This is a genomic window from Catalinimonas alkaloidigena, assembly GCF_900100765.1.
GTDB lineage: Bacteria > Bacteroidota > Bacteroidia > Cytophagales > Flexibacteraceae > Mooreia > Mooreia alkaloidigena.
This window is the reverse complement of the sequence record NZ_FNFO01000001.1, coordinates 479,871-492,047: the sequence shown is the minus strand read 5'-3', so window position 1 is coordinate 492,047 and position 12,177 is coordinate 479,871. Positions and strand designations below refer to the sequence as shown.

At 61.9% G+C, this 12,177-nt stretch carries 6 protein-coding genes; 5 read left to right on the top strand and 1 reads right to left on the bottom strand.

What is annotated here, in order from left to right; genetic code table 11:
- Positions 1 to 143 precede the first annotated feature (143 nt).
- Entirely contained in the window at positions 144 to 1,250 is a 1,107-nt protein-coding gene (locus BLR44_RS01865) for a PKD domain-containing protein (RefSeq protein WP_089678350.1), read from the top strand.
- A gap of 6 nt (positions 1,251 to 1,256) precedes the next feature.
- On the opposite strand, the gene BLR44_RS01860 is transcribed toward BLR44_RS01865, so the two are convergent.
- Positions 1,257 to 4,574 (bottom strand): exo-rhamnogalacturonan lyase family protein, encoded by a 3,318-nt coding sequence (locus BLR44_RS01860; protein ID WP_089678348.1) that lies wholly within the window; start codon positions 4,572 to 4,574, stop codon positions 1,257 to 1,259.
- A 229-nt stretch (positions 4,575 to 4,803) separates the two neighbouring features.
- Between BLR44_RS01860 and BLR44_RS01855 the strand changes: the two genes are divergently transcribed.
- The 4 genes from BLR44_RS01855 to BLR44_RS01840 all read left to right on the top strand — a co-directional run bounded on the left by BLR44_RS01855 (position 4,804) and on the right by BLR44_RS01840 (position 12,149).
- Positions 4,804 to 6,375, top strand: coding sequence for a beta-N-acetylhexosaminidase (locus tag BLR44_RS01855; RefSeq protein ID WP_089678346.1), 1,572 nt, complete (start codon positions 4,804 to 4,806; stop codon positions 6,373 to 6,375).
- A gap of 325 nt (positions 6,376 to 6,700) precedes the next feature.
- Positions 6,701 to 7,783: an NHL repeat-containing protein gene (locus tag BLR44_RS01850; RefSeq protein ID WP_089678344.1), complete on the top strand. Its 1,083-nt coding sequence runs from the start codon at positions 6,701 to 6,703 to the stop codon at positions 7,781 to 7,783.
- A 12-nt stretch (positions 7,784 to 7,795) separates the two neighbouring features.
- Positions 7,796 to 10,582, top strand: a complete 2,787-nt coding sequence (locus BLR44_RS01845) for a DUF1553 domain-containing protein (protein ID WP_089678341.1) — start codon at positions 7,796 to 7,798, stop codon at positions 10,580 to 10,582.
- A 58-nt stretch (positions 10,583 to 10,640) separates the two neighbouring features.
- The gene (locus BLR44_RS01840; RefSeq protein WP_089678339.1) at positions 10,641 to 12,149 is read left to right on the top strand and encodes a DUF1501 domain-containing protein; all 1,509 of its coding nucleotides are present in this window, start codon (positions 10,641 to 10,643) and stop codon (positions 12,147 to 12,149) included.
- The last annotated feature ends 28 nt before the right edge of the window (positions 12,150 to 12,177 follow it).

The window sequence follows — 12,177 nt, the reverse complement described above, 5'->3', positions numbered from 1 at the left end:
CGCGCGCGGACGCACCTCTCCCGCCTCGGCAGAGAGGTGCCTACCCTGAAGACAGGCCAACCGACGGGGTTCCTCAAAAGCTTGGTAAAGTTGTGCGCCACGTGTCTCTTAAAAAGCAGACGATGCCTTCAACCCTCTTCCGTATGAACTTCTGCCCAACTCCGTTCTGCCGTCGGAGCACGCTCCGCTTGATTGCCGTGCTCGGGTGCCTCGCCTTTGCGTCGTTTGCCAGCGAGGCGCAGGAAAGCCGGTCGTATCAGATTTTCCAGTTTCCTGCCGATCAGATCCCGCGGATCGACGGCCAAACCGACGACTGGGCCCTGGTGCCGGAGTCGTACGTGGTCGGGACGGATCAGCTGCGGGACGACACCGGTACCTTTCCGGAAGTCGATACGACGAATTTGCAGGTGCGCGTTAAAGTAGGCTGGGTAAAGGGCATGAACCGCCTTTTCGTGCTGTACGAAGCGTACGACAATTACTGGGACTTTACGCACCCTGACCTGCACAACGACATCTTCGAGCTGGTGGTCGACGGTGACCAGTCGGGCGGGCCGCTGATCGACCGTTTTCACCCGAACAAAACCCTGGACCCGATGGAAGCTTATTTTTCGTTTCACGGCGTCCACGCACAGAATTACCACATCTTCACCCCGGCGGAGGGGAAGGAATGGGCGCTGGCCTGGGGAAGTCAGCCGTGGATCAAAGACCTGCCTTACGCCAATGCCGCCTATCGGTACGATTTCCGGCCGGGCGAACCGGGCAAACTGGTGCTGGAGTTCTGGATTACGCCATTCGATTACGCCGGCGCTGAAGGGCCGGGCCGGGCGGTAGAGTCGCAACTGGAAGAGGGCAACACGATCGGCCTGAGTTGGGCCGTGCTGGATTACGACGACGTCGACCATTCGAAGCACAGCTTCTGGAATCTTTCGCGTGAGCACACCATGTACGGCAATGCCTCCTACCTCCTGCCCTTCCGGCTGATGCCCCTCGAAAAACGCTTTCAGAAAGCGATCGACGCGCAGTGGTCGTTTCAGGTCGTGGACATGGCGCGCCGTCTTGTGGCGTTCCGGGACGAGTCGGTGGGGACGATCACGTCCTGGCGATGGGATTTCGGCGATGGCACCACCTCGACAGAACAGCATCCGCAACACGTTTACACACAACCGGGGCTCTACGTCGTCACGCTCTGGGTAGAAGGCCCCGCCGGCACCTCGCGCCACGCCAACGTATGGGACGTCGCCGTGAAGTGAAGCGGTTCATGGCAGGCGATAGACCCGAAAATCGTCGATTTCCTGCCGGGACTGCACGGTCCGGAAACCAAAATAGCCCTCGCGCAGCGGCGCAGAGTCCTGAAAAGCAAAGTACCGCTCACCATCCACCCAAAACGTCGTAAGCCCCTCTTTGACCAGGATGGTAATGGTGTACTCGCGGTTGGGTTGCAGCAAATGGGCCGGATCGGTCAGGTCTTCGTGCAGCACCCGCTCGCCGTTGCCGGGATACTTGCGGAAGCGCGTCGTCGTGTTGGTGTTGCCGCCCACGCCAGCGTAGTAGAGTTGCAGGGAGTCGTATTCGCTGAAAACGCCCCGGCGGGTAAACAGGTCAGGATTTTGTGGATCGGACGCCATCCAGAACTGGTTCAGGTCCGACAGCCGGTCGTTCTTGCCGCCGTCGACCACCACCTTCCGTTTGTATTCGATCCACAGATCGCCCGAAAGCTTTTGGTCGAGCCACACCGTAGCGCCTCCGTCCACGTCAATCAGGAGCTTACCGCCTTCGACCGTTACCGCCGACGCGGCTGTGTTCGGCGCTTCGGCTTTCCAGTGGCGCATGCCCTGGTCAAACCGATCCTGAAACAGAAGCGAGCCGCGTTCGTATCCGTCCAAGTCTTTTGTCCGGTCGGCATCACGCCACAACGGGTGCTGTTCGGGCAACTGATCGCCTACCAGCTCCAGCAACTCGATGGCGTTCAGGCACCACTGGGCCGTGTTGTTGGTGGAGATCGTCGGCACCTCGCGCACGGGTTTCAGCACGTCTGCGCCGTCGACCCGATGGGCCTCGAACGGCCCCTGGGTCTTGTCGCCCAGAAACCAGTCCCAGGCGCGGGCCGCCGAGGCCGGGTCATTTTCGACCGCGGCCACGTAAGCGGGGAACCGCGCGTACCAGAGTTCGGGACGGCCCAACGCCGCGGGTTTGCCCAATGCTTCGGCAATGTTTGCTTCGGGTGCGCCCCACAACCGGCAGAACTGCAACCAGAGGCGGTCCCACTTTTTGTTTTGCAACAGGTGCGTCAGCTCGAAGGCCACTTCCGGGCCACCCATCAGCGCACTGAGGTGCGAATAGCCCAGGTCTTCGCCCAGCCGGTAAAGTTGCTGCGTCGCCGGATCGTAGCCGAACGCGCCGTCTTTCCCAGAATAAAATCCGGCGGGCATTTTGGCGAAACTGGTCACGCCCGCCATAATTTTGTCGCGCCAGCGCTTGTCGCCCGTGCGCTCCCATTCGGTCATCCAGTTGCCCACCAGCGCCAGCCAGTCCGGACCGATGCGCGCGTGGGTCGGGTAGTCGGATTTGGGCAGAATCAGCCGCAGCGGGTCCAGTCGGGTCATGGCCAGGTCGGCCTGTTCGGCCACTTCCCGCATCATATCGCCCGTCCGTTCGTCGGTGGTCAGGTAATAGTAAAAGCGACGCGAGGCGGCCTGACTTTCGCGCACTTCCTTGGAGCCATCGCCCCAGTGGCGCACGTTGTGGCGCGAGCCTAATCCGGCCAACTCGCCCAGGTGGTACACATCGACCTCGCTGGTGTGCCGGGTCATGGCCTCGGCCATCCTGAAAATGTCGGCGCGCCCCGAACGCAGGTAACTGTACCACAGCCACATGTCCGAAGCCAGTTCGGTGTTGTCCCACGCAAAACCACCGATGTCGTACCGCCACGTATGCCGCACCGAATCGTAGGCGTGCATCACGTCGCCGTAGTTCCAGAAGCCGTACCAGCGGTGTTGCTCGATTTGCGTCTGGTAAAACGCAATGGCCTGGTCGAGCTGCGCTTCGAGCCAGCGCTTGCCGGGTGTAGACCGGTCGGGCAGACTCCACACCCCGAACACGTCGATGGCATGGACGTACGCAGGCGTGGTGACCAACAGCGGCGGCTGACTGCTTTGCCGGGCCTGCTGGCTGAGCACGTCGTGCGAAGGGACCGCCGCGCTGGCGAACAAGGTCAACTCACTGGTGCGGGCAATGCCGTAAGGCGTACTGAGCCCAGGCTGTACGTCCTCGTAAGTGGCCAGCAGTCCGTGCGCGGTGGTATCGTAATGGCGCATGTCCATGGCGTCGGCCGCGTAGGGCGACCACAACCACGCGTGCAGGGTGGCTTCCGGGCGGGCGGCATCGCGGATTTCGAGCGCCGCCGGATGCGACTGCCAGAAGTCTTTCACCCCCACGGCCAACCCACCGGACACATCGCCCACAAATGCCAGCCCGGTGGCCCGGGTGCCGGCGGCGGCATCGAGCCAGGTACTTTGCGGATTGGTGCGTTTCTGCACAAAGAAGCCGTCGGCGGTGTTTTGCACCAGTTTGTAGTCGTTCCAGAACGGCAAGTCACGAATCAGCGGCTGAAGACGCTCGTCGAACGCCTCCTGATCGGCTACGCGCCGGCCGGCTTCCTGATCGGGAAACACCAGTTGCCGATCCCGCCCAAACGGGATTCTTCCCACCAACGGCCGTACGGGTTCTGCCCAGATGCCCGGCCCCTCGCCCGCAAAACGGACATGCCGGTTGTGGAGCTGCTCCCGCATTGGGACCGTGAACGTTACGCCCAGCCCCTTGATGAAATCCCGCTCCTGGTCGCCGTCGAAGGTCAGGGTATGCACCAGCCGCACGGAGGCAGATTGCTGGTAGAAATAGAGTCGCAGGCTGAAGGGCAGCCACTCCCGTGCGCCGTGTTCCGCCTTCATGACGCCTTCCACCCGCACCACCGCCCGGACAGGCCCGCGCTGCTCCAACGTTACCTTCGTCACCCGGCTGCGGTACCGCTCGCGTGCCGGGGTTTCCCACACCTCGCCGTCCGGCCCCTGTTGCAGTACACACGTCAGCTGGCCCCGGGTACCGACCACCCGACCTTCCACCACCAGCGAATCGAGAAAGACGCTGCCTTGTTTGGGCAGTACACACCGCAGCGTGCCGGTGTTGATGCGCAGCGCCTCGGCCGATTCTTCCACCTGCAGGGGCGAGGGCTGCGCCGGGGCAGCTCCCAACGCCAGTTGAAATCCGTCCCCTGTCGCAACCGTAGCAAACCCACTCCACTTCAACGACCCGTCGGGCCAGTAGGCCAGCGGCCAGGTTTGCAGGGGCAGCGTTTCGCCCTGCGCATTCGACAGGGTAAACGTCTGGTTTTTCTTCACTGTGCCGCGGGCCCACGGTACGCCCCAGCTCACCCCGACCGGTTGTGTGGGAGCGGTTTCGTGCAGCCAGGAAAGGGCGACGGGTGGGGCGGCCGATTGCGCGAACAGGGAACCGGAGAAGACCAGGCATACCAGCAAAGTCAGGTACGCTCGCATGTGCCGGACGGTGAGGTGGTGCATGAGTGCAGGTGGTTTGTTTGCGTAGGAAAAAAAGCGCAGACGTGGCGGTTGGCCGGGGTCGCCTTTAGAGTAAAGACAGGCATTCTGCCCCCTGCGCCCTAAACGCTGCCCAAATTAGTTTGCCCGGCACGGCTTTCGGCAGGCCCTTCCCGATACGTGCGGTCTCTTCTTATATTTGCCTGAGGTCCGCCTCCCCGCGGGGCAGGACTTTATTCCTAACCATCACTCCATGATCCGTACACACCTTATTACCCGGGCCTTTTGGTCCGCCTTTCTGCTGGCCTTTTCGGTTTCCTGCGCTACGCAGACCACTTCCGAACAGGTGACGACCGACCTTTCGCAGGCACCGCTGATCCCCAAACCCGCGTCGGTCCAGGCGACCCACCGGGCGTTTCTGCTGACCGAAAACAGCGCGGTCTATTACCAGGAAGGCCATCCTGACGTAAAAGCCATTGCCGACCACCTCGCACAACAACTGCAATCCCTGACGGGCCGAGCCCCGGAAGTACGCCCCACCGCCGATGCCCCCGACGCCGGACACCTTTACCTCACGCTGAGCGCCGATGCTACCCCGCTGGGCGAAGAGGGGTACGAACTGACGATTGCCGAAGAGGGCATCCACCTGCGGGCCAACCAACCGGCCGGTTTGTTTTATGGTGTTCAGACCCTGCGGCAATTGTTGCCACCCACCCGCGAAGGCACCACGCCGCTCTCGCTGGCTACCGGCACCATTCGTGACGTGCCGACCTACGCCTACCGCGGCTCCATGCTGGACGTCAGTCGCCACTTCCTGGGTATGGACGACGTAAAACAGTACCTGGACTGGCTGGCGTCTTACAAAATGAACGTACTGCACCTCCACCTTTCCGACGATCAGGGCTGGCGCATCGAAATCAAATCGTGGCCCAACCTGACGGCACACGGCGGCAGCACCGAGGTGGGCGGCGGCGAAGGCGGTTTCTTCACCCAGGCACAGTACCAGGAACTGGTCGATTACGCACGGCAGCGTTACATTACCCTGGTGCCTGAAATCGACATGCCGGGCCACACCAATGCGGCGCTGGCCTCTTATCCCGAGCTGAACTGCAACGGCAAAGCGCCCGAACTCTACACCGGGACGGAAGTGGGCTTCAGTACCTTCTGCACCGACAAAGACGTGACGTACCAGTTCATCGACGATGTGGTGCGCGAACTGGCCGCCCTCACTCCAGGCCCGTACCTGCACATCGGCGGCGACGAGTCGCACGTTACGAAGATGGAGGACTACATTCCGTTCGTCAACAAAGTGCAGGCTATTGTGCAAAAGCACGGCAAACAGGTGATCGGCTGGGATGAAATCGCCCACGCCAGCCTGGTACCCGGTGCCATTGTGCAGTCGTGGGCCAACGTCGAAAACACCACCAATGCCGTTCGGCAGGGGGGCCGGGTCATTCTTTCGCCCGCCTCCAAAGCTTACCTCGACATGCAATACGATTCTACCACCACGCTGGGGCTACACTGGGCCGGTTACATCGAAGTCGACAGCGCGTACGCCTGGGACCCCGCCACCCTGATGCCCGGCGTCGGGCAGGAGTCGATTCTGGGAGTAGAAGCCCCTTTGTGGACCGAAACCATTGAGGATCTGCAAGATGTAGAATACATGGTGTTTCCCCGCCTGCCGGGCTACGCGGAAATCGGCTGGACGCCGGCGAAGTTGCGCAACTGGGACGACTACAAGGCACGGCTGGCCCAACACGCACCACGCTGGCAAGCCATGGACATTCAGTACTATCCCTCCCGGTTGGTCGAGTGGCCACAGTAGGCGCACTAACCACCGCTCCCCCTCCGAAACCTCTGATTTCAACGTCGCGTGTGTTTTTCAGAAACGCACGCGACGTCTTTTTTAGAGCGCATCGGCAGCGACGTCTACCGTAAGATAGTCCATCAATGCCATAAAATAGCCTATTCTCTTTTTGCCCGCAGATGCCAACATTTGTAAAGAAGCCCTCGTGCCTCCTGGCAGTAGCCTAGCGACGTGCGCCGAATCGCCACCCGATTCCTAAAAACGCACCGTGGTTCCCGGTCCTGTTGCGGATCGTAGTCAGGCAGGCGCAAGGCCTTCGTCGTTCCACAACCTCTGCCATTTTATGCAAACCTCCGCCACCACCCGCCGCTCTTTCCTCAAACTTGGAGCTACCCTGACGACCGGCACCTGCCTGGCCCCCGGTTGGGCCGCGGCTGCCTCGCCCGTGCTCCCGAAGTCTTCTCGTCCCCCGGCCCCGGACGTCATCGGCCACGGCGACTTTCGCTACCGGGTACACCGGAACTGGGGCGCGCTCGACGCCGCACGCACGCCGGTGATCAACTGCCATGAAATGGTTCAGGACCGCAAGGGCCGTTTGCTGATGATCACCGACGAGCCCAAAAACAACATCATTATTTATGACCGCTCCGGCAAGCTCCTCGCCACCTGGACGTTGCAACTGCCCGGGGGGCACGGCCTGACGCTCGCTGACGAAGGCGATGGGGAAGTACTGTGGCTGTGCGATCCGCAAGAGGGGAAAGTGCTCAAAACCACGCTGGCAGGAAAATCGATTCGTACGCTGCCTACTCCGCACGAGCTGGGCCTCTACACGCAAGACATGCCCTACAAGCCGACCGAAACGGCCGTCGCGCCGAACGGCGACGTGTACGTGGCCGACGGATACGGTTCGCAGTTTGTGTTGCAGTTCGATGCCCAGGGTCATTTCCTCCGGCACTTTGGTGGCAAAGGCAACGACGATGCACAGTTCGACACCGTGCACGGCGTCACGATCGACACACGTCAGGGCGCCCCGACACTACTCTGTACTTCGCGCGTGCACAATGCCTTTAAACGCTTTACCCTGGCGGGTGAGTACCTGGAGACGATTTTTCTGCCAGGTGCTTTTGTGTGCAGACCGGTCATCGACGGCGACACGCTTTACGCCGGCGTCTGCTGGTCGCGCCTGCGGTACCTGAACCAAACGCCCGACAGCGGGTTTGTGACCATTCTCGACCGGCAGAACCGCGTGGTGTCCAACCCCGGTGGCACGCCCCCCCGCTACGACGGGGACGAACTGCAACTCATGGTGCAGGCCCAACCCGTTTTCAAACATTGCCACGACGTATGCGTCGACCGGGACCAGAATCTGTACGTCTGCCAGTGGAACGCCGATCATACGTACCCCATCATGCTGGAACGGATCTAACCTGTCGCCCCCATGCCGCTAAAACCCACCACCTGGCTCTGGAGTACCGGTCTGGCCCTCGCCGCGGGCATCGGCAGTTATGCGCTGTTGCACCGCGAGCCACCGCTGGACTTCAACGCCGACGTCCGGCCCATTCTCAACCAGCAGTGCATTGCCTGCCACGGTGGCGTAAAGCGCAGCGGCGGGTTCAGCCTGCTGTTTCGGGAAGAAGCGCTGGCTCCGACCGAATCGGGCAAGCCGGCCATTGTTCCAGGCGATCCGGACGGCAGTGAATTTATCCGCCGCCTGACGTTGCACGATCCGGAGGAACGCATGCCGCTAGACGCCCCACCGCTGAGCGAAGCCGAAATTCAGACGCTGCGGCAGTGGATCAAACAAGGTGCCGCCTGGGAAGATCACTGGGCTTACCTTCCTCCCCGGTCGGCAGAGGCCCCGCCCGATACGTCGGGATGGGCCCGTAACGCGCTGGACCAGTTTGTGTTGTCGCGTCTGCAGGCGGCCGGGCTCCGCCCCAATCCCGAAGCCGACCGGGCCACCTTGCTGCGCCGCGTAAGTCTGGACCTGACCGGCCTCCCGCCGCGCTGGGAAGACGTACAGGCGTTTCAACAGGATACCTCGCCGGACGCGTACGAAAAGGTGGTTGATCGCCTGCTGGCCTCTCCCCACTTTGGCGAACGCTGGGCGTCCCTCTGGCTCGATCTGGCGCGTTATGCCGACACCAAAGGCTACGAAAAAGACCAGCACCGCAACATCTGGCGCTTTCGCGACTACGTGATCGGGGCGTTCAACGCCGACAAGCCGTTTGATGAGTTCACCCGAGAGCAGCTGGCAGGAGATCTGTTGCCGCACCCGACCGACACCCAGTTGATCGCCACGGCCTTTCACCGGAACACGACCAACAACGACGAAGGCGGGACCGATGATGAAGAGTTTCGCACGGCGGCCATCCTCGACCGGGTCAACACCACCTGGGAAGTGTGGCAGGGCACCACGATGGGCTGTGTGCAGTGCCACAGCCATCCGTACGATCCGTTTCGGCACGAAGAGTACTACCAATTGATGGCGTTTTTCAACAACACCCGCGACGAAGACGTCCCTGACGAGTCGCCCACCCTGAAGCAGTTTGCACCGGAAGACAGCAGCAAGCTGGCCAGCCTCCGCCGTTGGGTAGCGCAGCACACAGCCCCGCAGCACGTAGCCACACAACTGGCCACTCTCGACCGGACGTTGCGCATCACCGAGCCTAAAGTTCACCCGCATTCGTTCGATAGCCTGACCAAAGCTGCCCTGTCGGACAACAAGTACTTGGCCGTTGATCATCAAGGCTTTGCGCGCATTCCGCACCTGCCCCTGCGCGGTGCGTCTCAGGCACTGATTCGTCATACCCGAGGCCAGCCCGGCGGACGCATTGAACTCCGGTGCGACGCCGCCGACGGGCCACTGCTGGGTACCCTCGCGTTTTCGGAAAAGGGAGAGCGTTTTCAGACGACGCTCATTTCCTTGCAGCCGACCCCGGGTATTCACGACGTATACTTCGTGTTTCACGACCCGCGCCGCCCGACCGGCAACGTGGCACAACTGGAATGGGTTGTATTCGGCGACGTTCTGCCCGGCGCCACCCAACCGGGATTCGGTCCGGTGAAAGATACCCTGCTGGCCTTGTTGAACGAGGGCGACCGGACGCCCATTCTGTACGAAAATCCCGACGACTTTTTCCGCACGACCCAACAGTTCGAACGGGGCAACTGGCTCGTGAAAGGCGATACGGTGACGCCTGGTGTGCCCCATGCCCTAGCCGACTTCCCGGAGACGCTGCCGCGTAACCGACTCGGGTTGGCCCAGTGGCTGGTGAGCGCGGACAATCCCCTGACCGCCCGCGTGACCGTCAACCGGTTCTGGGAACAACTGTTCGGCACCGGCCTGGTCGAAACGGTCGAAGATTTCGGGACGCAAGGGGCCAAGCCATCGCACCCCCAGCTACTCGACTGGCTGGCGGTGCAGTTTCAGCAGGAATACGGCTGGCGCATCAAGCCTCTGCTGCGTACCCTGGTGACGTCGGCTGCCTACCGGCAAGCGTCGACCTTTACGCCGGAGAAACGGGAGCTCGATCCGGCCAACCGGTTGCTTTCCCGCGGACCGCGCGTACGCCTGTCGGCAGAAATGCTACGCGATCAGGCCCTGGCAGTCAGCGGGTTGCTGAGCGAGAAAATCGGCGGACCGAGCGTTATGCCACCCCAACCCGACGGGATATGGCAGGTGGTGTACAGCGGTATGGAATGGCGCCAGAGCGAAGGCGAAGATGCTTTCCGGCGGGGGCTGTATACGTACTGGCGTCGCTCCACACCCTACCCTTCGATGGTGACGTTCGATGCGCCCGTTCGCGAGGTTTGTGTCTCGCGCCGCATCCGCACCAACACCCCTTTGCAGGCCCTGGTGCTGCTGAACGATACAGTCTACGTAACGGCGGCGCGGGCGCTGGCTCACCATGCCGCCCGGCACAGTGCCGCACCCGACGAGGCCCTGCGCCAGGCCTACCGGCAGGCGCTGCTGCGGGAACCCGACACGCGCCAACTGGCCGTGTTGCGCCAACTGTACGACGCGACGCTGGCTACGTACCAGCAAACGCCCGACGAAGCGCGCCGCATGCTGGGGCTCCCTGCCACGGCAGCACCGCCCCCGTCGTTCGCCACCGTGGCGCAATCCGGCAATGCCCCCGTTCCTCCGCTACTCCACCAGGCCTCGCTGACGGTGGTCGCCAACGCGCTGCTGAACCTGGACGCCTTTGTCACCAAAGAATGATGTCCGTTTCGCTCCTTGTTTCTTTATTGATTGCATGTCGAACCCTACCCAAGGCCCTATGAACCTTTTTGAAGAAGCCCGGCAACAGCACCTACATTACCTGACACGCCGACATTTTCTGCGAAAATGCACCACGGGCCTCGGGGCCGTTTACCTCGGTAGTCTGCTAGGCGGTTGCGACCGGCCCACGTCGGCTCCGGTGGCGGCGGCTAAGCTGACGCGCGCCCCGACCCGTCCGCTGGCGCCCTTGCCTCCTCATTTTGTGCCGAAAGCCAAGCAGATTATTTACCTGCACATGGCAGGCGCGCCCTCACAGCTCGAACTGTTCGATTATAAACCTACGCTGCAAAAACTCGACGGGCAGGCCTGCCCGGAGTCACTGCTCGCCGGAAAAAGGTTTGCCTTTATCCGGGGGGTGCCCAAAATGCTGGGGCCTCAGGCAGCATTCCGGCAACGGGGACAGTCGGGTGCGTGGATTTCCGATCACCTGCCACATTTCGCCGACCTGGCCGACAAAGTCACCTTCCTGAAAGCCATGCACACGGACGAGTTCAACCACGCGCCCGCGCAACTGTACATGCTGACGGGCAGCCCGCGGTTGGGTCGCCCCAGCATCGGCTCCTGGGTGACCTACGGCCTCGGCTCCGAAAACGACAACCTCCCGGGGTTTGTGGTGCTGGTGTCCGGCGGCAAAGAACCGGACGCCGGCAAAAGTGCCTACGGCAGCGGCTTTCTGCCCACCGTGTACCAGGGCGTGCAGTGTCGTACCGAAGGCGATCCGGTGCTCTACGTCTCCAATCCGGACGGCATGGACCGGAACCTGCGCCGCCGCACCCTCGACGCCATCAACCAACTCAACCAACAGCAGCACGAAGAAATCGGCGATCCGGAAATTGTTTCCCGCATTGCCCAGTACGAAATGGCCTTCCGGATGCAACTCTCGGTCCCCGACGTGATGGATACACGCAAAGAACCGGACTACATCCACGACCTGTACGGCACCCGGCGCAAAGACGCCACCCCCGACCAGCTCTCGTTTGCCAACAATTGCCTGCTGGCCCGGCGACTGGTGGAGCGCGGTGTGCGTTTCGTCCAGCTTTTCGATTGGGGATGGGACACCCACGGCACCAGCCGCGACGGCTCACTCAATTATGGACTGGCCGACCTGTGTCAACGCGTCGACCAGCCTATGGCGGCCCTGGTAAAAGACCTGGACCAACGGGGTCTGTTGGACGAAACCCTGGTCGTGTGGGGAGGCGAATTCGGGCGGACGCCCATGCTCGAAAACCGAGAAGGCAAGGAAAATCCGTTTACCGGGCGCGACCATCACACCGAAGCGTTCACCATGTGGGCGGCGGGAGGTGGCATCAAAGAAGGATTCAGCTTCGGCGAGACCGACGAGATCGGTTACTACGGCGTGAAAGACAAGGTACACATCCACGACCTGCAGGCCACGCTGCTGCACCAACTGGGCCTCGACCACGAACGACTGACCTATTTCTTCCAGGGACGAAACTTCCGGCTAACCGACGTGGGCGGCCACGTCGTCCACGACATTCTGGCGTAGCGCTCGTTCGTTTCAAGCCTTACTTATG

Excerpts from the sequence above, each read along its gene's own strand:
- BLR44_RS01860 (WP_089678348.1), bottom strand. The coding sequence starts at position 4,574 with ATGCACCACCTCACCGTCCGGCACATGCGAGCGTACCTGACTTTGCTG.
- BLR44_RS01865 (WP_089678350.1), top strand. The coding sequence starts at position 144 with ATGAACTTCTGCCCAACTCCGTTCTGCCGTCGGAGCACGCTCCGCTTG.
- BLR44_RS01840 (WP_089678339.1), top strand. The coding sequence starts at position 10,641 with ATGAACCTTTTTGAAGAAGCCCGGCAACAGCACCTACATTACCTGACA.
- BLR44_RS01850 (WP_089678344.1), top strand. The coding sequence starts at position 6,701 with ATGCAAACCTCCGCCACCACCCGCCGCTCTTTCCTCAAACTTGGAGCT.
- BLR44_RS01845 (WP_089678341.1), top strand. The coding sequence starts at position 7,796 with ATGCCGCTAAAACCCACCACCTGGCTCTGGAGTACCGGTCTGGCCCTC.
- BLR44_RS01855 (WP_089678346.1), top strand. The coding sequence starts at position 4,804 with ATGATCCGTACACACCTTATTACCCGGGCCTTTTGGTCCGCCTTTCTG.